Below are 25,686 nucleotides of genomic sequence, written 5' to 3'. Positions count from 1 at the left end.
CGCCTAGTAATTAATAAAAACTGCTGGTTGCCCAGCAGCTAACACAAATTAATAAATAAACCGTTTTTCTACACCATTAGTTTGACAAGCCATTAGCAAGGCAGTGTAATCGAGCTCAAATCCAATCATATCGCCAACACAAAGGGTTTGAGCAACATCTTCAATGTCGACCAACGTATGATCACTAGTTTGTCCCAATATAGTAATATCATCATTGATAGGTATACAATTTTCGGCTGGCACATCTTGACGCCCAAAAGCCAGCAAGGCTCGTTTACGTATACCATGATCAACAAAGGTTTTACTATTTAAAAATGCATCTACACCTAACTCACCAACAGGCACTGTCGGTTTGCTATTGAGTTCAATGATTTGCGCATATAATTTATACATATTACTACATGCCTTATCAACAGGTTTATTTGAATGATGAAATTCGTCAAGATATTTCATATCCACATATTCAATACCAAACTCGTGTAAACCACCAATTCTCAAATGATTCAATCCCTCTGGCCAAATACTTTTGTCCAATAAGTGGTAACTAGTACAATTACCGGCCGATAAATATTTTATCTTAATATTACAAGACTGCTCTACTTTACGCGCTATATTTAAAAAGTCTACTCCATTTTTAACCGTTGGCAGCACCGTACCATAGCAGTTAAAGTTAGTGCCAAGTCCATAGAGCTCAACACCTGGTAAAGAAAGAATGAGTTTTACCATATCAATAATTTCCTCAATATGTTCAAACCAAATCCCTTCTCGTAAATCCCCCATATCAACCATTAATAAAACTTGATGAACTTTTTGTTGTTTAACCGCTTCATCAGAAAGTGCTTGAATTACTGCTTTTTCGCTGTTTAAACTAATATCAGCATATTTAACAACATCGCTGATCTCGCTTAAACAAGGACTGCGTAATAAGCAGGTTTTACAACCTAAAGCATCTTTTAATTTCTTGAGATTATAAGTTCTTGACTCAGCAATCACATCAATCCCACCTTCAAGTACTGCTTTAGCCGTTTCAACGCAACCATCAAAGACTTTGTTAACTGCCATAACTTCAATACCGTGTTTAGCTAATAAATCTTTTTCAACACGAGCATTGTTTCTTAATTTACGTAAATCAATTTCTAATATAGGTTTGTACATAATTTTACCCCTCTATATATTATTACTACTGCAAACGATTACGTTTTTGTGCTCGATAATAGATCCATTCAGCTAAACCAATGGCAAGTACTGCCCCACCAACAATTTTAGCAATATACTCAACATATCCCCCCATATCAATTTGTGCAGGTGGAATAAACACTAATATCACAGCAAATAGAGTAGATAAGAACCCAAGTGCTGGTAATACAATTGGCATCACTTTACCTGGAATTTTAAAGCTACGCGGTACATCCGGTTGAGTAATACGTAAACGATAATAAGCAATAAACATTACCAAGTACGGAATAAAATAACAGATTGTCGTTAATGCGGTTAACATCCAATATGCTGCAGCAATACTTGGTGACACAAAGGTTGAAAAACAAAGTACAGTTACAATAATGGCTTGAATAATTAATGCAAAGGCCGGCGTTTTATACACTGGGTGTAAGCGCCCAATACGTTCGCCAAGTAAATTATCTTCTTTTGATGCTTCTTGTAACATATAAATTGGACCAACTAACCATGAGTTAATTTGACCTAACGCACCAAAAAATAGACAAATAGCCATAACAGGTAATAACCAAGGCATATGTAATTCTTTAGCTGCGGCTTCCATCGCCTGCATAACACCCGCTACAATATCAGTATCGGCTGCTGGTAATAAAGTATTAATTGCCCAAGTACCAATCATATAGATACCCACAATCACAATTGCCGACACTGCCATAGCTTTAGGAAAATCACGTTGTGGATCACGTGTACGTCCAGCGATCATCGGTGCCACTTCAAGCCCAGCAAAAGCAAACATCATGCTTGATAAAAATACAATAGTATCCCAGTTACTTAAATCGGGTAACCAATCACTGACATGACTATAGCTTGTCGCCATAGGATGCCCCGTCAACAACCACACGATAGCTAAGACAATAATAATAGCAGCAGGAATAAATACACCAAGCCATGCACTAACACTATTAATAATCTTAGTCCATTGCATTCCTTTGATATTCATCAGTGTCAAAATCCAGAATACCACCATAGATCCTACACCAATAAATACTTGATTCTGAGCTAACTCGGCACTAAACATGTACCCAATTGCCGTAAAACCAAATTGCAACATTAACGGGAAAAATAGCACACATGAAAACAAGAAACATACTACAACAATCCAACCAATGCGTTTACCAAAAGCCTCTTTCACCCATACAAAAATCCCACCATCTTTTGGCCAGCCAGTTGAAAGCTCACCACAAACCATCGCTAATGGGAAAAATAGACAAAATGCAGCAAGTAGCCAAAGTACCATTGCTGACGCCCCATATGGAGCAACATTGGGAATCTGACGTAAACTTAGTATCGCAATGACATTCATAAACACAATGTCTTTGATACCAAGTAAACTTGAATCTTTAGAATCACTCATAATAACCTCGTATTATAATATCTGGAGCATAAAATGCCCCAGATAATTGATGATTAATATATGTCATATCCAACCATATCTTCGTAAGTATCTTCACGACGAATTAATCTATCTTTGCCGTTTTTATCGATCATGACAACCGATGTGCGAGGACGATTGTTATAGACTGTTTGGCTTTCAATGGTGTAAGCACCTGCATCTAAGAAAGCAACAATATCACCAACTTGCGTGTCTTTTGGCATTAAGAACTCTTCACCTTTCACACCAACATGATAATAGTCGCCCCCATCACATAAAGGCCCTGCTAGCTTAATATATTCGTCATGTGCTTCATTGATTCTTGAAGCATTATAAACATAGAAGAACCAATCAAAATGCTGACTATCAGATAAAACGCTATAACCTGCATCAACAAATTTCCATTCAACATGCTCTTCAATGTTTCCGTCTAAATCGTAATTGGTTTTACGTTTTTCACAGGCAACTTCGGTTACAAGCACTCCCGCTGAACCAGTTACTTTACGACCAGGTTCAATACAAATTTCAACATCGGTGCGCCATTTGTGTACTTCGCTAATCACTGCATCAGCAAAGTCTTGTGCGGTTATGCCTGCATACATATTATCTTGCAATGGATTACCATTTTCTTCGTCATATTTATATGGAACAGGAATCCCACCACCAACATTGATTAAATCAAATTTAATGCCAAGTACTTCTTCTAAACGACGTGATTCATCAACTAATACTTTAGTTGCCTTTGCAAAAGGTTCTGCTTCGGGCACTTGATCCCCAACATGCATATGTAAACCACGTAAATGTACATAAGGCATATCCAGAATTCGACGGCAAGTCTCTTCTGCTTGTTCTAAATCAATACCTGATTTAGCATGATAAGCGGTTACTAATTCTGCATGAGTCGCTGATGGTACATTTGGCTCAACGCGCACACACACATTTGCCACTTTTTTCAAGCGCCTCGAAATTTCATCAATTATATCAAGTTCGTATAAGCTATCTACGTTAATAATATACAGATCATTTTGGATAGCAAACTCTAAATCCACCGGTTTTTTAACCACTCCATTGAACACTATTTGGCTACCACTAAAGCCGATTTCTAAACATTTACGTACTTCAAACATAGAGTTTGCTTCCGCATAAATACCAGCATCTTTAATGGCTTTAAGCACGCCCATTACAGAACAAGTTTTTGAAGCATAGAAAATTTTTGTATTCGGATGAGCCTTAAATGCATCTTTAATTTCTTGTACATTACGATCAATTTCTTTTTCAGAAAACACATAAAAAGGAGTCGGATATTTTTTTGCTAACTCTTCTAAATTAACGCCATCTAGACATAATTTACCGTTTTCAGCACTGAAACGGCGATCTTTAGTTACAAGATCTGTGCGTAATTTGTTATAATTTGACATAATTGTGTCGGACATATGACCTCCAGTTGATTAGTACATAAAAAGTACAAAAAATAAAAAATGGTTTCTCACATATACAGTGCAATCAGCATGCCAACTTAATAAACACAAATAATCAATACTTTAATAAAAACAGCACAAGTGAAAATTTAGTCATTTAGTATAAAATACGTTTTTATGACAAAAATTTGTCATTTTTATATGATTGTTGAAAGGGTTTAAATTAAATTTGACTAAATTTAGCAAATAATCCAAATCTTAAAAGGTACTAATATCATGACCATTGATCCTGAATTATTACAAGCATTGGAAATATTTAAACATTTTTTTGATTTAATCCATCAACCAATAGCTATCATCGATAAAAAAGGCAATTATATTTATTATAATCAGGAAAGCGAAGAACTTGATGGCTACCCAAAGGAACAAGCAATTGGCAAACCAATGCTTGAGGTTTATCCTAATTTAAAAAAGGAAGACAGTACGATGTTGCAGGCCTTGCAACTCGGTAAAGAATATCAAGATAACTACCAATCTTATTATAATCATGTTGGCAAGGTGGTTGATTACTTGCATACCACCGTTCCGCTTTATAATGAGAAAAAAGAGATCATTGGTGCAATTGAAATAGGTCGAAATCTATCTACTGTTCGACACCTACAAGATCAAGTTTTGAAACTAAACAGTAAGTTATATCATAATAAAGAGCAACCATTACCCGATATTGTTTTTGTTTCGGAAAAAATGCAGAAAGTTATTGATCAAACCAATATGTTAGGGCGCAATGATGTTCCAGTGTTAATTGTAGGCGAAACAGGGACAGGTAAAGAGCTATTTGCACGTTTAATCCACCAAACAAGTCAACGCCGTGACAAAGCGTTCATCTCTCTCAACTGTGGTGCGTTACCGACTACATTGATTGAAAGTACTCTATTCGGTACGGTCAAAGGCGCATTTACGGATGCTGAGAACCGTCAGGGTTATTTAGAACTCGCTAACGGCGGCACTTTATTTCTTGATGAATTAAATGCGATGCCACTTGAAATGCAGAGTAAATTATTACGATTTCTACAAGAAAAAACCTATTGGCAATTAGGCGGTAATAAAGAAATGCATTCTAATGTCCGTATTGTTGCTGCCATGAATGAACCACCAACAGAACTCTTAAAAACAGGTAAAATGAGAAGTGATTTGTTTTTTCGATTAAATGTTGGTTTAATTAAACTGCCCGCTTTACGTGACAGAACAGAAGATATTCCCGTTTTAGCACGTTATTTTATTGATAAACATAAAAACGATGTCAATGTCGCAATTAGTGGTATCAGTGAACATGCACTACAACAATTAATGTCATCCCCTTGGCCAGGTAATGTGCGTATGCTTGAAAATGCAATTGTCAGAAGCATGGTATTACAAAATAAATCAGGTGAATTACAACATATTACCCTTGACGAAGAGCTTTTTGAGCTTAACAGTTCATTTTCTCAAGACAATGAGGCTCATAAGCCTGATAAAACACCTATCAATACATCTACTCATGAAAACAACTTAACTGAACAAGTTGAGAGCTATGAACGGCAACTTATTATTGATGCATTAAATCAAGCTAATGGCAAAATTATCACAGCGGCAAAACGATTAAATATTTCACGCACTACGTTACAATATAAGGTCAAAAAGCATCATATTCATATGGGGGTAATTGATGATTAACTTCTTCATCATTAAAGAATTATCAATTAAACGCTTGAGCGCATGCAAATGCACTGCTCCATGCCCATTGAAAATTATAACCACCTAACCATCCTGACACATCAACAACCTCACCAATAAAATAGAGGTTGGAGTGCGTTTTAACAGCCATAGTTTTGGATGATAGCGCATCAGTACTTACACCACCGAGAGTTACCTCGGCAGTACGATAACCTTCTGTCCCATTTGGAGTAATGCACCAGTGTGTTAAAGTATTATACAAGTCTTGCTGTTGTTTAGGATTTAGCTGCTTAACCGTTATGTCATTTATCAACTTCAGTTGTATTAATACTTCAATTAGCCTTTTCGGTAAAATCTGTGCTAAGCAATTTTTTATAGTTTGATTACGATTTTTTTCTAATAATAGTTTAAACGATGATTCAAAGGTTAAGTCCGGTAATAAATTGATTGTAATTGGCGAACCTGCTTGCCAATAACTCGATATCTGCAAAATAGCAGGTCCTGAAAGCCCTCGGTGAGTAAATAATAAATTTTCTTTGAAGCTGATTCTTTCATTAGATACTTCAACTGGTACTGCAATACCAGACAAGGTTGATAACACATCAAGTAAAGGTTTATGCAACGTAAACGGAACAAGTCCAGCTTTTACAGGCACAACGGGAATAGCAAATTTTTCGGCAATTTTATAACCAATTGAAGTCATACCGAGAGCTGGCATAGATAAACCACCGGTTGCAATAATAAGATTTTCACTATTAATAATGCCCCGTGAAGTGTGTAATTTAAATCCTAGCCCATTAGTATTAATATCTTCAACTTGGGTTTGCATCATAAAATTAACATGGCCTTTTTGACACTCGTTTAATAACATATCAACAATATCTTGCGCTGAATTATCGCAAAATAACTTTCCATGATCTTTTTCGTGATAGGCAATACGATAGTGATTCACTAATTGAATAAAATCCCACTGGCTAAATCGTTTTAAAGCCGATTTACAAAAATGCGGATTGCCAGAAATATAATTACACGATTCAACCGTTAAGTTAGTAAAATTACATTTCCCCCCACCAGACATTAAGATTTTACGTCCTCGTTTTTTACCATTATCAATCACGGTAACATCGTACCCTTTTTGTCCGAGTAAACCTGCACAAAAAAGTCCGGCGGCGCCAGCACCTACAATTGTAATTTTAGTTTTCATTATTGATAGATTAAAAATAAAAGATAACAAATTATAACAGTATACAATTGTCACTCATAGTGATTGGATCAAGCTACATATTTTATGCCTAAATACATAATTTAATAAATTTTTTATCAAAAATAGAAAAATAACCTATATAAAAAATATTACATCTAATTGTAAAAATGTAGGTTGAACTTATAAAAACTTAAATATTATTATTGAATATACCATTATTAGCTTCATTAATAACTACCATATAAGTTATTAGAAGATTGACTTATAAGTAATATTTATTTGACCAAAAACTGATTTTTAATTAACTTCACTTTTAATATAGGATTAAAGCCTATCCCTTCTTAACTTATAAAAGCGATGAATTAGAGGCAATGATATGTTATATAACCAGCATCATGAAAAAGATAACTGCGGATTTGGATTAATTGCTCACATTGAAGGACAACCAAGTCATAAAGTGGTGCGTACTGCAATTCACGGCTTAGCCAGAATGCAACACCGTGGCGCTATTTTATCTGATGGCAAAACTGGTGACGGTTGTGGTCTTTTATTGCAAAAACCCGATCGATTTTTTAAATTAGTAGCTCAAGATGCTGGCTGGCGTTTAGCAACTAATTATGCCGTTGGTATGTTATTTTTAAGCCAAGATGAAACCGAAGCACAAGCTAGCCGCGATATTGTCGAAGAAGAGTTAGCCAATGAAACCTTATCTATTTTAGGTTGGCGTGAAGTACCCATTGATAAAAGCGTACTTGGTGAAATTGCTTTATCTTCATTACCCAAAATCGAACAAGTCTTTGTTAATGCACCTGCTGGTTGGACTAAAATCGATTTAGAACGTCGCTTGTATATGGTACGTCGTCGAATTGAAAAACGGGTGAAAGACGATACATTTTATGTTTGTAGCTTCTCCAATCAGGTCAACATCTATAAAGGCTTATGTATGCCTAAAGATTTACCTCGATTCTATTTAGATTTAGCCGATATTCGCATGGAAACGGCTATTTGTTTATTTCATCAACGGTTCTCAACTAATACCGTGCCACGTTGGCCATTAGCGCAACCTTTTCGGCATCTGGCCCATAATGGTGAAATCAATACCATCGAAGGTAACCGCCAATGGGCAAAAGCGCGCTCATACAAATTTAAAACGCCACTCATTCCAGACTTACAAGATGCCGCACCGTTTGTTAATGTCACTGGATCCGATTCGAGTTCATTAGATAACATGCTAGAGCTATTCCTTGTTGGTGGAATGGATATTGTACGAGCGATGCGCCTGCTTGTCCCCCCTGCTTGGCAAAATAATCCTGACATGAACGAAGACCTGCGTGCCTTTTTCGATTTCAACTCAATGCATATGGAGCCTTGGGATGGGCCTGCTGGTATTGTGATGTCAGATGGACGTTATGCGGCATGTAATTTAGACCGTAATGGATTACGGCCTGCACGTTATGTGATAACGACAGACAAACTTATTACCTGCGCTTCTGAAATTGGTATTTGGGACTACCAACCTGATGAAGTCGTCACAAAAGGTCGTGTTGGTCCAGGTGAATTGTTAGTTATCGATACCGAAAAAGGTCGCATTTTACAATCGGCTGAAACAGACAACGATTTACAAAAACGTCATCCTTATAAAGAATGGATGGCAAAAAATGTTAAACAGCTAATCCCATTTGAAAACCTACCTGATGATAACATTGGTTCACGCAATTACGATGATACGTTACTTGCCACTTATCAGAAACAGTTTGGTTATAGCGCTGAAGAACTTGACCAGTGCATTCGTGTACTTGGTGAAAACGGTCAAGAAGCCACCGGTTCAATGGGTGATGATACCCCCTTTGCTGTATTATCAAGTAGACCTCGTTTAATTTATGATTATTTCCGCCAAAAATTTGCGCAGGTCACAAATCCACCTATCGATCCACTACGTGAAGCACACGTTATGTCGCTTTCAACCAGCATCGGCCGAGAAATGAATGTATTTGCCGAAGCAGAAGGTCAAGCTCATCGTGTTGCGTTCAAATCCCCAGTTTTGGTTTATTCAGATTTTAAGCAATTAACCGCGTTAGAATCACGTTATTACAAATCAGAAGCTTTAGATATCACTTATGAAATCGACGGTAGCTTGCACGATGCCATTGAACAATTATGTGGTGATGCCGAAGCAAAAGTTCGCAGTGGTACAGTCTTACTGATTTTATCAGATAAAAATATCGCGGCCGATCGCTTGCCAATTCCGGCACCAATGGCTGTTGGGGCTGTTCAGCAACGCTTAGTTGAAAAGAATTTACGTTGTGATGCCAATATCATTGTTGAAACGGCAAGTTGTCGTGATCCACATCAATTTGCAGTACTCCTTGGTTTTGGAGCAACAGCAATTTACCCTTATTTGGCCTATGAAACCTTAGGTCAAATGGTCGATAATGGCACGATAAATAAATCTTATCGTGAAGCAATTCTTAATTACCGCAATGGAATTAACAAAGGCCTATATAAAATCATGTCTAAAATGGGGATATCAACCGTTGCCTCTTACCGCTGCTCAAAACTGTTCGAAGCAGTTGGATTACATAAAGATGTGGTTGAACTTTGTTTTCAAGGTGTCACTAGCCGTATCAGTGGTGCGAATTTTGATGATTTTGCACAAGACCAATTTAACCTATCGAAAAGTGCATGGTTAAAAAGAAAACCATTAGAACAAGGCGGATTACTTAAATTTGTTCATGGTGGCGAATATCATGCTTATAACCCTGATGTGGTACAGTCACTACAACAAGCAGTCAATAATGGCAATTATGACGATTACAAACGTTATGCTGATATCGTCAATAATCGCCCTATTGCCACATTACGTGATTTATTAAAGCTCAATCCCCCTAAAGATGCAGCTATTCCACTGGAACAAGTCGAACCGGAAGAATCGCTATTCAAACGCTTTGACTCAGCCGCCATGTCAATTGGCGCGCTGAGCCCTGAAGCACACGAATCGCTTGCCGAAGCCATGAATACTCTCGGTGGTTTTTCAAACTCTGGTGAAGGCGGTGAAGATCCAGCTCGCTACAACACCATAAAAGTTTCACGCATAAAACAAGTTGCATCAGGCCGTTTTGGCGTAACGCCAAGTTACTTAATGAGTGCTGATGTTATCCAAATTAAAGTTGCACAAGGTGCAAAACCGGGTGAAGGCGGTCAGCTACCCGGTGATAAAGTCACACCGTATATAGCAAAATTACGTTTTTCGGTGCCGGGTATTACATTGATTTCACCACCACCTCATCACGATATCTATTCAATTGAGGACTTGGCACAACTTATTTTTGATCTTAAACAGATTAACCCTAATGCCATGATTTCAGTAAAATTAGTATCTGAGCCGGGAGTTGGAACCATTGCAACCGGTGTTGCTAAAGCTTATGCTGACCTCATCACTATTTCTGGCTATGACGGGGGAACCGGTGCTAGCCCATTAACATCGGTCAAATATGCCGGTTCACCTTGGGAGCTTGGTCTGGTTGAAACACAACAATCGTTAGTCGCCAATGGGTTACGTCACAAAATCCGTCTACAAGTTGACGGTGGATTAAAAACCGGTACCGATATTGTCAAAGCAGCCATTTTAGGGGCGGAAAGCTTTGGATTTGGAACCGGGCCAATGGTCGCCTTGGGTTGTAAATATCTTCGTATTTGTCACCTTAATAACTGTGCAACAGGTGTTGCAACACAAGATGAAAAATTACGTGGCGAGCACTATCATGGCCTGCCTGAAAAAGCCATGAACTATTTCCGCTTTATTGCACGTAATACACGAGAAGTGATGGCAGAACTAGGCGTAGGTCGAATTGTCGATTTAATCGGACGGACTGATTTATTATTAGAACTTGATGGCATCACAGCGAAACAACAAAAACTGGATCTATCTGGACTGCTAAAAACCGCCACCCCACTCGAAGGCAAACCGGTTTACTGCATAGAAGATAACAAACCATTTGATAAAGGGGTACTGAATAAAGAGATTATTACGCAAGCACAACAATTTGTTGATAACCGTCAAAGCAAAAGCTTCTATTTTGACATTCAAAACACCGATCGCTCGGTTGGCACAAGCCTATCAGGCTATATTGCCCAAAAATATGGCAATCAAGGCTTAGTCACCGATCCGATCTCGCTAAACTTCAACGGCACGGCGGGGCAAAGTTTTGGTGTATGGAATGCCGGTGGCGTAGATCTAACCCTAACTGGCGATGCCAACGACTATGTTGGTAAAGGCATGGCTGGTGGTCGCATTGTCATTCGCCCACCGCAAGGCTCGGCATTTTTAAGTCATGAAGCGACCATCGCGGGCAACACCTGCTTATATGGCGCAACAGGTGGCAAATTATTTGCCGCAGGCCGAGCAGGTGAACGTTTTGCCGTACGTAATTCCGGCGCCATCAGCGTTGTTGAAGGCATTGGTGATAATGGATGTGAATATATGACAGGCGGTATTGTTTGTATACTTGGAAAAACGGGGGTTAACTTCGGTGCTGGCATGACAGGTGGGTTTGCTTATATCTTAGATGAAGATGGCGAACTACACAAACGCATCAATAAAGAGCTGGTCGAAATGCTAAACGTCGCAAATTACGCCATTCACGAAGAACACCTTCGCGGTTTAATTATGGAACATGCTCAACTAACCCACTCATCACGAGCCGAAAATATTTTGGCTAATTGGAACGATTTTGCTAAACAGTTTGTCCTAGTCAAACCAAAATCCAGTGATGTCAAAGCATTACTTGGACACCGCAGTCGCTCATCGGCAGAACTGCGCGTTCAAGCATAGTAAGGAGAACACGAAAATGAGTCAAAATGTTTATCAGTTTATCGATTTACAACGTGTTGATCCGCCTAAAAAATCGTTAAACATCCGCAAAATTGAATTTGTTGAAATTTATGAGGGCTTTTCTGCCTCGCAATCACAAGCACAAGCCGATCGTTGTCTGGCTTGTGGTAACCCTTATTGTGAATGGCGCTGCCCGGTACATAACTATATTCCCAATTGGTTAAAACTAGTTAACGAAGGTAAAATTCTAGAAGCGGTAGAACTCTCGCACCAAACCAATAGCCTGCCCGAAGTTTGTGGTCGAGTCTGTCCACAAGATCGCCTTTGTGAAGGCTCTTGCACCTTAAATGCCGAATTTGGAGCGGTTACCATTGGAAATATTGAACGTTATATTACTGATGAAGCCTTTAAAATGGGATGGAAACCCAACCTATCGAATGTCGAACAAACAGGGTTAAAAGTCGCCATTATTGGCGCAGGCCCAGCAGGCCTTGCCTGTGCTGATGTCTTAGTCCGCAATGGTGTAACACCTGTAGTATTTGACCGCCACCCTGAAATTGGCGGATTACTGACATTTGGTATCCCCGCTTTCAAATTAGACAAAGAAGTACTCATTAACCGACGTCGCATATTTACCGAAATGGGCATTGAATTTAGGCTAAATACTGAAGTGGGCAAAACCGTGCAATTAACCGACTTAATCAATGAATTTGATGCCATATTTGTTGGTGCAGGTACTTATCAATCAATGCGAGCAGGCCTTGAGAACGAAGATGCTAACGGTGTTTACGATGCACTGCCATTTTTAATCGCCAATACCAAACACCTCATGCAACATCAACAAACTCAAGATACGCCTTACATTGACATGAAAAATAAACGTGTGGTTGTGCTAGGTGGTGGTGATACCGCAATGGACTGTGTCCGAACTTCGATTCGTCAAGGTGCTACCGAAGTCACTTGTGCTTATCGCCGGGACGAAGCCAATATGCCTGGCTCAAAGCGAGAAGTAAAAAACGCCAAAGAAGAAGGTGCACAGTTTCAATTTAATGTACAACCACTAAGCATTGAAATTAACAGCGCTGGGCAAGTCACGGGCGTAAAAATGGTCCGAACCAAGCTTGGAGAGCCCGATACAAAAGGCCGACGTTCACCAGTCATAATTGAAGGTTCAGAATTTGTCCTACCGGCCGATGCAGTCTTGATGGCATTTGGGTTTAAGCCACATGCTATGCCGTGGCTGGAAGAACAAGGTGTTAATTTTGATGCACAAGGTCGAATCATTGCACCAGAAGCTAACGGTTACCAAACTAGTAATGCTAAAATCTTTGCTGGTGGCGATGCCGTTCGGGGGTCAGATTTAGTGGTAACAGCGATTAGTGAAGGGCGCAAAGCGGCAGAAGGCATCTTGGATTATTTAGAAGTTTAATCTTATATAATTTTAAGTTAACCATAAAGAACCACTTGTTTTAAATGGTTCTTTATGGTTCTATTTATTGTATTTTTATCCAAATCTTCAATAATAATCATTATTTTGTTTAAAATTTTCAGATAGGTAATTGTTTTATTCTAAAGTTTAGTTTATATCATTTTGATATATATTAAAAAACAACCATTCTGATGACATCGAAGTTAAAGAATTTATAAACTCATGCTACTCGTATCATCCATAATAGGAATAATAAAGTAGCTACGATTTAGCTTTTAGTTAAAACCTAAAAAATCTCTCAATTCAGATGGCTATGTGTTTAAATATAAAAATTAATTTTTAATATAGAGGATTTTTATTTTTTATCTGAAGGGGGAAAAGCTTTTGTTAATGTGATTAACATCAAAAACGTGCTACTCTTCAACTTTGTCATTCCATTTGCCCCACTAAAACTGGGGGGGCAACTTTTCTTTGGTTTATTTGACCTTAATTACTCCTAATCCATCCTACCGTTCAAGGATTAGGAGAGGCACGCTAAAAGCTAAGGATAAACGCATATCCCATTGTAATACCAGTCTGTACTGTTGTGACTAATCATACCATCATCCGATGAGACCATGAAATTGTTAATGCTATCCTTAGCATCATTTGTCCAGAAGTATAAAGTGAATCGATAATCTGGGTAGCTTAACAATCTACCCCACTCGCTAAGAAGGCTTGCACCAATCTGGCGTTGGTAATTGTTATTATTTGATGGCGGTGTGGCGCCAACTGAACCTTTGCAGAGTGCAACATTTCCATTAGAACAACTTGCGTTTGTAAGATCTTTTACTTGTGGAAAACGATATCCAAGACTTGTACACCAAATTGCTGTGTTGGCGACAGATTCGCTTTTATTTCCTCGGCTGACGAACCACTTCTGCAATACAAATCCATATTTTAACACCGTTTGACCATTACTATCTTTACCTTCTAACTCAAATGTCAGTGGTAAGGTGGGTTGTGGAATTTGATGAGGTTTATCATCGTTCCATTGGTCTCTTGCTTCAGGACCTGTTAGTGTAACCCGAACTCTAGTACCTCTTTTATTAGGAATCATGGAGGCGGTTATACCACCCTGTGTGACCGGTGGCCAAATTAACGGACCGCTCCCTACTATGTCTAAATAAAAATATAAACCATCTGCACCTGTGGTTGGAAAGTTACGGATGTAAGATGCGGATGTAGTAGATTGAGGAACAAACCCCTTTCTCGGTTCCCATATGTCAATAGGACCTTTGAAATCCTTCATTTCATCTATTGGCATATTATCAGTTTTTAGGTAGCAGATTGAAGCGGATGGTGTTGGGCTAATGTAATAAGTTGCAGTATTGTCTTCGAAAGTGCTGGTGTTAGGTGTACCATACTGTGTACTTAAACTGCTACCTGAGCTATGTAACTCCACTTTATAAGGTTTTTTATTATCACATACACTTACAACCTCATTGCGACTAACTTCTTTTCCTCTTTTATCTGTGATAGTAACCCTTAAACTACCTGTTGCGGTCACACCATTTACTCCCTGTCCATCCCCATCATCATCACCCCAGTAGTTATAAGGATCACCAATGAGTTCGCTTAAACTAATTGAATTCGTTGAACTTGGTACAAACATACTTATATCAGCAAAAGTCTCCCCTGCTCTAGGTAACACTACTGGTGTGAAAGGAGTGGATTGTTGTTTTGGTGTAATAGTTATGCCATCAGATAAGGTGATACTTAACAAACCATCTATATCATAAGCTTTGGTTATACCCCCATCCAACGTTAAATATGGCGCAGATCCCTGAATGATATTGGTGGTAGTGGCTGATAACGCCTGTAATTCCGATGAATGCGACAATAGTAACACTGACGCTAATGCTAAAGATGATTTAAATAATAAAAATGAGGTTAGTGAAAATATTCGGCTAAAATGATACTTTAAAAGATTCAACACATAACAATTCCATTCATCATGATATCGCATAACACCCTACCCACCAAGTGATCTTTTCTTTTCATTTCTCTTTTTTTCAGACTGACAGCTTGTAAAATGAGCTAGTTTTATTCTAATTGTCGAAAGTATAGCCGTTTAAAAAAATCTTGGCTAGCTTTTTTGTTAAGTTTTTGTAAAGTTTTGTTAATGGTGACTTTGATTAAGCTTTTAGGAACATCTTTAACTGTTTAAAAGTTTTGTTTTTTGTTAAATAAGGGAAATAAAAAAGAAAATCAATGAATTACCAAATTTTTTTATGAGATATAAGTCTAATTTTTGATGGTGGTGGATAAAATTAGTTGGGCGCATGGGATTTGATCGTTTTAAGTTTTCCTGATAAAAAATAGCTATGATTATTGTGTTCAATTTAAGGGATTTTGTGCTAAATTGCCTAAAAACTCCAAAAACGGCTACACAATTTGGCCTTAGTAGCTTTTCACCTTCATTCGGTCTTAATACATCGACTATGATTTGTTCCTGACAAAGCATACATTTCTGTTTAGAGTACTATCTTATTCAATTGTCGACACATTTCGATACTGGACAAATGGCAATAATAACCTTTACCTTTAAATGTTGTAAAATTTGGTGTGTTTCTCTATAAAAAATGATCAGGTAGGTAATTGATTTTATTGGTTTTTTATTTTGGCGTTTTTAGTAAAATCATGTGATTATATAGTGTGTTAGAGCAATTTAGCTTTAGTCAACGACTAAAAACTTTGTAAAAAATCTTCAGGTAACTATACGTTTAAGCATAAAAATAATAGCTTGATTACATTTAATACTCTTTATAAGAGATAATTTATATTAAAAACAAAGTCAATCGATAGCTATTATTTTCAATTACAAGATTTTGTGCCTGTGCATGTTTGTTGCTTTAACAACTAGTTATGAATAAATAATTATTATTAGTTAGACAAGAATAATATCGGTTTTGATGTGTAAAGTAGTAATAGCATAGCCCCAAAGATTCGAGGCTATCACACGACAAATTTAGAAATAGTTTAATTTGTAGTAGCTATAAATAAACCACATGTGTACCTTCTTCAGGTTGAAAGGTGGCTTTGCCAAATTCATCTAAGAAATACGCAATATGATCGGCTTTATCGCCCACTAAACGCCCTTTTACTTTGTTCCATGTCATGAGCACTATCATAGAATTAGGTTCACAGCAAATTAACATCGGTTGTTCAAACTCTTCATTCCAATAAAATTCTCCACCGTATAATTTATGGGCGGTAAGTAATAAATAACATCCGTATTCTTGTGAGATCATGTTGAGTTGTTCTTCTGATATGCTGAAGTTCTTTTCAGCCAGTTCACTCATGATCATTTCAACAACAGTAATGCTTTTTTCTGAGTAATCGAGCTGGTTAATGCTCCATGTTGGACTATTTAATATCGCATTTTGTGCCCATGCTTCGATCTCTTGATACAGTTCATTTTTTGGTTCAGTCATTTTTATCCACTTCGCTATTGAGTTTAATCTGTTCTAATTGTTTAACACTTTGCCATGCGTCTTCCATTTGTTCAAGCGTTGCATCAGTCAAAGACAGATTTTTTTGTTTAAGTATCGCTTCTACTTGCTGAAATCGCCGAATAAATTTTTTATTAGCTTGCTGTAAACAGAGTTCAGATTCAACCTTTAAATGCCTAGCTAAATTGACGGTAGCAAACAATAAATCGCCTAACTCTTCTTCAATTTTTTGTGGATCTTGTTTGGTTCGCACTAACTCTTGCTCAACCTCACCAAGCTCCTCTTTAACTTTATCAAGCACGGATTTTATATCATGCCAATCAAAACCAACTGAGGTACAACGTTTTTGAATTTTTTCAGCTTGCATTAAAGCCGGTATTGCTTGGGGAATATCATCAAGCAATGAGTATTGTGCTTTTTGATCGCGTTCTTTTTGTTTAAGTTGTTCCCAGCTAGGTTTTTCAGACTTATTTTCGGTAAAAATATGCGGATGACGACAAACTAACTTATCAGCAACCGCTAAACAAACTTCATCTAAATCAAAGCTTCCTTGTTCTTGGGCTAAATCAGCATAAAAGACAATATGAAACAATAAATCGCCAAGTTCTTTTTTTAGCTCCTCCATATCTTGTTTATCAATTGCATCAAGCACTTCATACGTTTCTTCTAGTGTATATGATTTTAAAGACGAAAAAGTTTGAACTCGATCCCATTCGCAACCATTAATTGGGTCGCGTAGTTGTTTGGTAATAGTCTGTAATCGCTGCAATTTGTTCAAAATACCCCCCATAAATAAGTCATTAGTTAGCATCATTGTAAATGATTTCGTTGTAAAACGATTGTTTTTTAAACATTAATTTCAATATATTTTGGTGTTATTGGTAATTATTTCACCAAAACAACGATGAAAAGTGGCAAATACAAGGCTATTTAAGGAACTTCTAGCCGATAAAAGCGAATTAAGTATATAATACCCTCCTATTAAATTAACTTTAGTAAAAATATGAATAATTTACGTGAACTTACTTTAAGAGGTACCATCCTTGGTGCTTTTATTACTGTCATTTTTACTGCATCGAATGTTTATCTTGGTTTAAAAGTTGGATTAACATTTTCATCAGCAATTCCAGCTGCAGTGATTTCAATGGCAATATTAAAATTGTTTTCGGGGTCAACTATTTTAGAAAATAACATGGTGCAAACTCAAGCATCAGCAGCTGGTACATTATCTTCAATTATTTTTGTGCTTCCTGGTTTGTTAATGATTGGTTACTGGCAAGACTTTCCCTTTTGGCTAACCTTTGCAATATGCGCCGCTGGTGGGATGCTTGGGGTTTTATTTTCAATTCCATTGCGTCATGTCATGGTAGTTAAAAGTAATTTACCTTACCCTGAGGGTGTAGCCGCCGCTGAAATTTTAAAGGCAGGCTCTAAAACAAATAATAATGAAGCTAATGATGGTTTAAAAGATATTTTATTTGGTGGTATTATTGCTTCTATTGTTAGCCTATTTACTAATGGTTTTCGTGCGTTATCTGAAAGTACAGCTTATTGGTTTACCGCTGGCAAATCCATTTTTCAACTGCCTATGGGATTCTCTTTAGCTTTACTGAGTGCTGGTTATTTAATAGGGATTATGTCTGGTATTGCTATTTTAATTGGTACCATTATTGGCTGGGGATTTGGCATCCCAATTTTAAGTGCAATTACTGATTATGATACCAGTCAACCTTTATCTGAAATTGCTATGGCATTTTGGGCAAAAGATATCCGCTTTATTGGTGCGGGGGTAATCGCTATTGCTGCGGTTTGGACATTACTTATGTTAATAAAACCGATGACTGAAGGATTAAAAATCTCATTTAAAAGTATGCGTTCAGATGTGTCAGTAAATGATATCGCACTAACCGAACGAGATTTATCACCAAAAGCCATTTTATTAATCATGGGCGGTATGGTAGTTATTTTACTCGCCACTTTTTATTCATTTATTGCTGATAGTGGATTATCAGCAGATGTAGCTTGGGCATTAGTTTTTTGCGCTGTACTATTTGCTTTTATTATGGGCTTTTTAGTGGCTGCTGCTTGTGGTTATATGGCAGGGCTTGTTGGCTCATCAGCGAGCCCAATATCAGGTATTGCAATTGTTGCTGTAGTTGTCATTTCATTAATCTTATTAGGTTTAGGCGAAATCAATGGGATGCTAGTTTCTGTCGAAAGTTCCAATTTTGCAACAGCTCTTGCACTTTTTACAACTAGCGTTGTTTTGGCAATAGCTTGTATTTCAAATGATAATTTGCAAGACCTAAAAACAGGCTATTTGGTTAATGCAACGCCATGGAAACAACAAGTGGCATTATTACTTGGCTGTGTTGTTGGTGCGATTGTTATTGCGCCTATTTTAGAAATTTTATATAACGCTTACGGCTTTACCGGTGCTTTGCCGCGTCCAGATATGGATGCAACTCAAGTTTTAGCTGCGCCACAAGCAACGCTCATGACAACAATAGCTAAAGGCATCTTTGCACATCAACTTGACTGGACGATGATTTTAATAGGGCTTATTTTAGGTGCTATTATTATCATTATTGATTTAATTCTAGCCAAAAATAAATCTAAATTTCGCATACCCGCACTCGCTGTTGGTTTAGGAATTTATTTACCACCAAGCATCACTACACCGATTTTTATCGGCACTTTATTATCATGGATAATTAAACGTAATGCTTACAAAAAAGCCAAAGCACAAAATTTAGATCCAGAAGAGCAATTCAAAAAAGTTGATCGGAAAGCGGCATTAATTGCATCTGGATTGATTGTTGGTGAAAGCTTAGTAGGTGTTTTATTAGCTATTGTGATTGTGATTAGCATTACCAATGGCGGAAATGATGCTCCACTTGCAATACCGGTCGATTTAGGAGTGTTACCTGAACTTTTAGGCCTCTTTGTTTTTGTTGGTATATGTGTATTTTTTATTCGTCGTGCATTATCGGCAATAAAAAAATAGTCCTGTGAATAATTAAATTTAAGCCCTTTCCGTTTTAACAAAGGGCTTTTTTATTTAAATTGATTGTTTTATAACGTTCCTAATTTTGGATGATTAAAACAATTTTTTATTAACCTATTTTACGTTGAATAATAGCCAAAAATATCATGATAGTTTTTGATTCAATCCAAGTGCGCCGAGGCGTTAACTTGCTTTTAGATAATGCATCAGCAACCATTAATCCTCAACAAAAAGTGGGGTTAGTAGGTAAAAATGGTTGCGGAAAATCGACGCTCTTTTCACTGATTAAAGGTGAAATTCAAGCTGATGCTGGCACGTTAAATATACCATCGCAATGGCAACTCGCTTGGGTCAATCAAGAAACACCCGCATTAGATATCCCTGCGATTGAATATGCCATTGATGGTGATCGTGAATATCGTCAATTAGAAAAACAATTAGATATTGCCAATCAGCAAAATAATGGTCAGCAAATTGCGATTATTCATGAAAAGCTTGATACCATTGATGCTTGGACAATTCGCGCTCGAGCCGCAACGCTACTACATGGACTAGGATTTTCTAATGAACAATTAATGTTACCGGTTAAGTCCTATTCTGGTGGTTGGCGAATGCGATTAAATTTGGCTCAGGCATTAATGTGTCGCTCTGATTTATTATTGCTTGATGAACCAACCAATCACCTTGATTTAGATGCCGTGATTTGGCTTGAAAAATGGTTAAGTAACTATCCGGGAACTTTGATTTTAATCTCTCACGATCGTGATTTTTTGGATCCATTAGTCAATAAAATTATTCATATTGAGCAAAAGAGTTTATTTGAATATACGGGCAATTATTCCTCCTTTGAGATCCAACGTTCAACTAAACTTGCTCAACAACAGTCGCTTTATGAAAGCCAACAACTCAAAGTTGCACACTTGCAAAATTATATCGATCGCTTTAGAGCCAAAGCAACAAAAGCTAAACAGGCACAAAGCCGTATAAAAATGTTAGAAAGAATGGAGCTAATTGCACCTGCGCATGTTGATAATCCATTTCATTTTAATTTTAAGCCATCAGAATTCTTACCAAGCCCTTTGTTAATGATGGACAAAGTCGTCGCGGGTTACGATGATAAAATTATACTAGAAAAAATTAAGCTTAATTTAGTTCCCGGTTCGCGCATTGGCTTATTAGGACGCAATGGTGCGGGGAAATCAACACTGATTAAATTACTCGCCGGAGAACTTGCACCTAAGGAAGGACATATTAATCTCGCTAAAGGTGTTAAATTAGGCTATTTTGCTCAACATCAATTAGAATATCTACGCCCTGATGAATCACCACTTTGGCATTTAACGCAACTTGCCGAACCGAAAAATACAGAGCAAGAACTGCGTAATTATTTAGGTGGATTTGATTTTCAAGGCGATAAAGTCACCGAGCCAGTTAAAACTTTCTCGGGTGGTGAAAAGGCGCGACTTGTTTTAGCCTTAATTGTCTGGCAAAAACCGAATCTTCTTTTATTAGACGAACCAACTAACCATCTAGATTTAGATATGCGACAAGCGTTGACTGAAGCGCTAATTGATTTTGACGGTGCATTAGTCGTAGTTTCGCATGATCGTCACTTATTGCGATCTACAACTGATGAATTTTATCTGGTTCATAATCAACAAGTCATGCCATTTGAGGGAGATCTTGATGATTATCAAAAATGGTTAGCCGAAGCACAAAAAAATGATAACCAATCAAATGACGACATAAATTCACAAAAAAAAGAAAATACAAGTAACATATCAGCTCAAGATCGTAAAGAGCAAAAACGCAAGCAAGCTGAATTACGCGCACAAATGCAGCCAATAAAAAAACAGTTACAAAAAGAAGAACAGATGCTTGATAAATTAACCAATCAATTAAAACAAATTGAAGAACAATTGTCAGATCCTGCAATCTATGACGCGAGCAAAAAAAACGAACTTACAACTTTGTTACTAGAGCAAAGCCAACTTAAAAATCAATTAGAAGAAACAGAACTACAATGGTTAGAATTGCAACAACAGCTGGAGTCGTTTAACTTAGATTAAATTGATCATTTCGGTTAAGAGGCTTGAGGTAATGGCTATCCATTGTCTATAAGCCAGCTATTTAAATTCATAGGTTATCTTCGCCAATGTTATCGATGATATCATAGATGTACATTTTTGCCTGTTCAAAATCATATCCCTCAATACCAAAAACGGATGTGCAAGATATCATACCTTCAAGTATTAACATAATTAGGCAAGATGCTTGTTCACATGACTTTGTGCCTCCTAGACATTCAAAAATCCTATCTTGAATCCATTTTTTATGTTCACTAACAATAGCGCATATTTCTTCACTTTTATTGTTATATTCAGACTTAGCTCGTACAAACATGCAACCACGGTAATTATCATTCTTAAACCATTTTATATGCCATGAAATAATTGCATTGATTTTGTCTTTTTTCTCAGAAAAAACAGCGATAACATCTGTAAGTGATTTTTTAAAAAAATCATTCCGCTTAAGTAACACTTTACTTACAAGCCCATTTTTGTCACCAAAATATTTATATAATGTTCTTTTTGATACACCTGCATTTTCTGCAACAAGCTCTAAACTAACAGGATGATAACCATATTCATTAAACAGCGATTCAGCCGCAACAAGTATCGTATCAACAATTTCAGGCTTCAATTTCATTTTTTATTATTTGTAATTGCTAGAATATTTTTGATTCTATCACAACAACTCTAATATAGTTAATTATAAATAATATTTGACCTTTATAGTTAATAAATATACATTAAGTAAACAATATCGTTTACTTAATGCGATTGCTAGTTTTATTAAAATCCCACATTAACCAAACAGGAGAGATTTATGCTAGAAAAATTAAAAGGAAGAGAGGTGATGCCGCCTAAACCTCACGCAGTAGCTATATTGAGAGGATTTATTGGGGGTGCTTTAGGGATTTTGACTTTGCTCGTAATCACTCAGTGGGGAGGTACATTAGCAATTATGGCTCCATTTGGCGCAACATGCGTCTTGTTATTTGCTGTACCTAAATCTCCATTAGCACAACCAAGAAGTGTAATCGGAGGGCATTTTATTTCGTCTTTTATAGGTGTGTTGTTCATTAATTTATTTAGTAATGGAATTATACCGATAGCATTAGCAGTTGGGACATCTATCGCATTGATGCAGTTACTACGTGTAGTTCACGCTCCAGCTGGTGCAAACCCTATTCTAATCATGATGTCCGGAATTACTGACTATTCATTCTTGATAACACCAGTACTTATAGGTTCGGTTTTATTAGTCATGGTTGCTTTAATAGTTAATAATATAGGAATCGAAGCACGTTGGCCTAACTATTGGTTGGGATATCACTTTGATATGGGTAAAAGAATAAAAAAATCTAAAAAAGAATAGATTGCCTGTATTATATTAATAATAAATTAAATTATGATCCTATAGTGGTTTTATCTACCTTGGCGACTCACTTTAATAAAATATATTAGAAATAGATCTATTATTCTCAAATTCTCGAAAGGCATTATATTTATTTTATAAAAAGAAAGCCACAAGATAGACTCTTGTGGCTTTCTAAAAGATACTGCTAATTCAGTGAAAAAAACTATATCAAAAGATTAGCTCTTTTCAACTTGACTAAAATCTAGCTCTACAGGAGTTGAGCGTCCAAAAATAGAAACCGATACTTTTAAGCGATTTTTTTCGTAGTCAACTTCTTCCACAACACCGTTAAAGTCAGCAAATGGACCTTCATTAACACGAACAAGCTCACCCGGTTCAAATAATGTTTTAGGACGTGGTTTATCACCAACTTGCTGTAGACGATTCATGATTGCATCAACTTCACGTTGGCTAATAGGTGCTGGTCTATCCGAAGTACCACCAATAAAGCCCATTGTTCTTGGCACACTTTTCACTAAATGCCAAGTTGCATCATTCATCATCATTTCAACTAATACATAACCAGGGAAAAATTTTCGTTCACTTTTACGACGTTGACCACTTTTCATTTCAACGACTTCTTCGGTTGGCACTAATACTTCACCAAATGCATCTTCCATATTATGCAATTTGATATATTCACGTAATGATTGTGCAACACGCGCTTCGTAACCAGAATAAGCTTGAATAACATACCATCGTTTTTGTTGTGTTTCGCTCATATTAACGCCCTATTGATGTTAAATAAAAGATTATTGAACGGAATAAAGAATCCATTCCCCAAAGTGCTAAACCAACAATAACTGTGATAGCTGCAATCAGTAAAGTTGTTTGTGCCGTTTTTTTACGAGTTGGCCATACAACTTTTCTTAACTCTTTTCTAGATTCTTGTAAAAAGAACAAAAATGATTTACCTTTGTTTGTTGTGATCGCTATGAGCAAAGTTAACAGCGAAGTCACAATAACAGCAATAATCCGAACGATTGTATTAGGTTGATATATATCATTAGGTCCAGCAAAATAAAAATTTCCCCAAACAACAAACACAATCAACACTAGAACTAAACACCACTTAAATTTGTCCAGAATAGTATTTGTATCTTGACTCTCGTTACTTACTAGCATATAAAACCTATGATTATCTTATTTATAGTAATATCTATTTTCCAAAATGCTCTTTTAATAAAAACATTTTGCTAAACAGACTAGATAAGAAAGGGCATCTAATGACACCCTTTCTATGGCCCGATAAGGCTTAATTAAATTACTTAATAACTTTAGCAACAACACCAGCACCAACAGTACGACCACCTTCACGAATCGCAAAACGTAAACCTTCAGCCATCGCGATTGGGTGAATTAATGATACTGTCATTTTGATGTTATCACCAGGCATGACCATTTCTACACCTTCTGGTAATTCGATAGTACCTGTTACGTCTGTTGTACGGAAGTAGAACTGTGGACGGTAACCTTTGAAGAATGGTGTATGACGACCACCTTCATCTTTGCTTAAGATATACACTTCTGATTCAAAATCAGTATGTGGAGTGATTGAACCTGGTTTTGCAAGTACTTGACCACGTTCGATTTCTTCACGTTTTGTACCACGTAGTAATACACCAACGTTTTCACCCGCACGACCTTCGTCAAGTAATTTACGGAACATTTCAACACCAGTACAAGTTGTTTTAGCAGTTGGTTTGATACCAACAATTTCAACTTCTTCACCGACTTTAATTACACCGCGCTCAACACGACCAGTTACTACTGTACCACGACCTGAAATTGAGAATACGTCTTCAATTGGTAATAAGAATGGTTTGTCGATATCACGCTCTGGTTCTGGAATATAGCTATCTAATGCTTCAGCTAATTCAACAATTTTGTCTTCCCATGCTGCTTCGCCTTCTAACGCTTTAAGTGCAGAACCACGAATAACTGGTGTGTCATCACCTGGGAAATCATATTGAGATAGAAGCTCACGTACTTCCATTTCAACTAATTCTAATAACTCTTCGTCATCAACCATATCGCATTTGTTTAAGAATACGATGATGTAAGGAACACCTACTTGACGACCTAAAAGAATGTGCTCACGAGTTTGTGGCATAGGACCATCAGTTGCTGCTACGACTAAGATAGCACCGTCCATTTGTGCCGCACCAGTGATCATGTTTTTAACATAGTCAGCATGGCCCGGACAGTCTACGTGTGCGTAGTGGCGAGTTGGTGTATCGTATTCAACGTGTGAAGTGTTGATGGTGATACCACGTGCTTTTTCTTCTGGTGCGTTATCGATTTGATCGAATGCACGTGCTTGACCGCCGTATTTTTTAGCAAGTACTGAAGTAATTGCTGCAGTCAAAGTTGTTTTACCATGGTCAACGTGGCCGATTGTACCAACGTTAACGTGGGGTTTTGTACGTTCAAATTTTTCTTTAGACATCGATTGTCCCTCAAATGTAATACAAATCGGTGGTAATTCACCACATTAACCAA

The 25,686-nt window shown here is 37.1% G+C and carries 17 protein-coding genes; 6 read left to right on the top strand and 11 right to left on the bottom strand.

The genetic code is table 11. The features are described from left to right. Nucleotides 1-48: 48 nt before the first annotated feature. From A9G23_RS10190 to lysA, 3 genes are read right to left on the bottom strand one after another with little or no spacing between them, the layout of a single operon-like run. Nucleotides 49-1,155: an alanine/ornithine racemase family PLP-dependent enzyme gene (locus A9G23_RS10190; protein WP_065587509.1), complete on the bottom strand. Its 1,107-nt coding sequence runs from the start codon at nucleotides 1,153-1,155 to the stop codon at nucleotides 49-51. 25 nt (nucleotides 1,156-1,180) lie between these two features. Beyond that, on the bottom strand, nucleotides 1,181-2,587 hold the full coding sequence (locus A9G23_RS10185) for an APC family permease (protein WP_065587508.1): 1,407 nt from the start codon (nucleotides 2,585-2,587) through the stop codon (nucleotides 1,181-1,183). A gap of 53 nt (nucleotides 2,588-2,640) precedes the next feature. Beyond that, nucleotides 2,641-4,038 (bottom strand): diaminopimelate decarboxylase, encoded by a 1,398-nt coding sequence (gene lysA, locus A9G23_RS10180; protein WP_065587507.1) that lies wholly within the window; start codon nucleotides 4,036-4,038, stop codon nucleotides 2,641-2,643. A 258-nt stretch (nucleotides 4,039-4,296) separates the two neighbouring features. On the opposite strand from lysA, the gene A9G23_RS10175 reads away from it, so the two are divergent. Beyond that, on the top strand, nucleotides 4,297-5,736 hold the full coding sequence (locus tag A9G23_RS10175; protein WP_141669954.1) for a sigma 54-interacting transcriptional regulator: 1,440 nt from the start codon (nucleotides 4,297-4,299) through the stop codon (nucleotides 5,734-5,736). A 22-nt stretch (nucleotides 5,737-5,758) separates the two neighbouring features. Here A9G23_RS10175 and A9G23_RS10170 read toward each other — a convergent pair whose 3' ends face one another. Beyond that, complete coding sequence (locus tag A9G23_RS10170; protein WP_065587505.1) at nucleotides 5,759-6,940, bottom strand: NAD(P)/FAD-dependent oxidoreductase; 1,182 nt, start codon at nucleotides 6,938-6,940, stop codon at nucleotides 5,759-5,761. Between the two features lie 376 nt (nucleotides 6,941-7,316). On the opposite strand from A9G23_RS10170, the gene gltB reads away from it, so the two are divergent. Together gltB and A9G23_RS10160 are read left to right on the top strand one after the other, a co-directional pair. After that, nucleotides 7,317-11,771, top strand: a complete 4,455-nt coding sequence (gene gltB, locus A9G23_RS10165; RefSeq protein WP_065587504.1) for a glutamate synthase large subunit — start codon at nucleotides 7,317-7,319, stop codon at nucleotides 11,769-11,771. A gap of 16 nt (nucleotides 11,772-11,787) precedes the next feature. After that, a complete protein-coding gene (locus tag A9G23_RS10160) occupies nucleotides 11,788-13,200 on the top strand; it encodes an FAD-dependent oxidoreductase (RefSeq protein WP_065587503.1) in 1,413 nt (470 codons plus the stop codon). A gap of 541 nt (nucleotides 13,201-13,741) precedes the next feature. On the opposite strand, the gene A9G23_RS10155 is transcribed toward A9G23_RS10160, so the two are convergent. From A9G23_RS10155 to mazG, 3 genes are all read right to left on the bottom strand, one after another. Next, nucleotides 13,742-15,208: a hypothetical protein gene (locus A9G23_RS10155; RefSeq protein ID WP_141669953.1), complete on the bottom strand. Its 1,467-nt coding sequence runs from the start codon at nucleotides 15,206-15,208 to the stop codon at nucleotides 13,742-13,744. 1,027 nt (nucleotides 15,209-16,235) lie between these two features. Beyond that, nucleotides 16,236-16,676: a hypothetical protein gene (locus tag A9G23_RS10150; RefSeq protein WP_065587501.1), complete on the bottom strand. Its 441-nt coding sequence runs from the start codon at nucleotides 16,674-16,676 to the stop codon at nucleotides 16,236-16,238. Further along, the gene (gene mazG / locus A9G23_RS10145; RefSeq protein WP_218058725.1) at nucleotides 16,669-17,472 is read right to left on the bottom strand and encodes a nucleoside triphosphate pyrophosphohydrolase; all 804 of its coding nucleotides are present in this window, start codon (nucleotides 17,470-17,472) and stop codon (nucleotides 16,669-16,671) included. The genes A9G23_RS10150 and mazG overlap by 8 nt, the downstream gene beginning before the upstream one ends. A gap of 225 nt (nucleotides 17,473-17,697) precedes the next feature. Between mazG and A9G23_RS10140 the strand changes: the two genes are divergently transcribed. Both A9G23_RS10140 and A9G23_RS10135 read left to right on the top strand, forming a co-directional pair. After that, the gene (locus tag A9G23_RS10140; protein WP_065587500.1) at nucleotides 17,698-19,701 is read left to right on the top strand and encodes an OPT family oligopeptide transporter; all 2,004 of its coding nucleotides are present in this window, start codon (nucleotides 17,698-17,700) and stop codon (nucleotides 19,699-19,701) included. A gap of 146 nt (nucleotides 19,702-19,847) precedes the next feature. Continuing rightward, complete coding sequence (locus tag A9G23_RS10135) at nucleotides 19,848-21,770, top strand: ABC transporter ATP-binding protein (protein WP_065587499.1); 1,923 nt, start codon at nucleotides 19,848-19,850, stop codon at nucleotides 21,768-21,770. A 67-nt stretch (nucleotides 21,771-21,837) separates the two neighbouring features. On the opposite strand, the gene A9G23_RS10130 is transcribed toward A9G23_RS10135, so the two are convergent. Then, nucleotides 21,838-22,410, bottom strand: a complete 573-nt coding sequence (locus A9G23_RS10130) for a TetR/AcrR family transcriptional regulator (protein ID WP_065587498.1) — start codon at nucleotides 22,408-22,410, stop codon at nucleotides 21,838-21,840. 180 nt (nucleotides 22,411-22,590) lie between these two features. Here A9G23_RS10130 and A9G23_RS10125 point away from each other — a divergent pair, with 180 nt between their 5' ends. Further along, on the top strand, nucleotides 22,591-23,142 hold the full coding sequence (locus tag A9G23_RS10125; protein WP_065587497.1) for an HPP family protein: 552 nt from the start codon (nucleotides 22,591-22,593) through the stop codon (nucleotides 23,140-23,142). A 218-nt stretch (nucleotides 23,143-23,360) separates the two neighbouring features. Here A9G23_RS10125 and nusG read toward each other — a convergent pair whose 3' ends face one another. The 3 genes from nusG to tuf form a co-directional block, all read right to left on the bottom strand. After that, nucleotides 23,361-23,906, bottom strand: coding sequence for a transcription termination/antitermination protein NusG (nusG, locus tag A9G23_RS10120; protein WP_065587496.1), 546 nt, complete (start codon nucleotides 23,904-23,906; stop codon nucleotides 23,361-23,363). Nucleotide 23,907: 1 nt separating this feature from the next. Then, nucleotides 23,908-24,240, bottom strand: coding sequence for a preprotein translocase subunit SecE (gene secE, locus A9G23_RS10115; RefSeq protein WP_176700216.1), 333 nt, complete (start codon nucleotides 24,238-24,240; stop codon nucleotides 23,908-23,910). 208 nt (nucleotides 24,241-24,448) lie between these two features. Then, nucleotides 24,449-25,633, bottom strand: coding sequence for an elongation factor Tu (gene tuf, locus A9G23_RS10110; protein ID WP_065586329.1), 1,185 nt, complete (start codon nucleotides 25,631-25,633; stop codon nucleotides 24,449-24,451). Nucleotides 25,634-25,686: the final 53 nt, after the last annotated feature.

The organism is Gilliamella sp. App4-10 (genome assembly GCF_001690495.1).
GTDB lineage: Bacteria > Pseudomonadota > Gammaproteobacteria > Enterobacterales > Orbaceae > Gilliamella > Gilliamella apicola_G.
The sequence above is the reverse complement of the archived record's forward strand: the minus strand, read 5'-3'. Positions and strand labels throughout refer to the sequence as shown.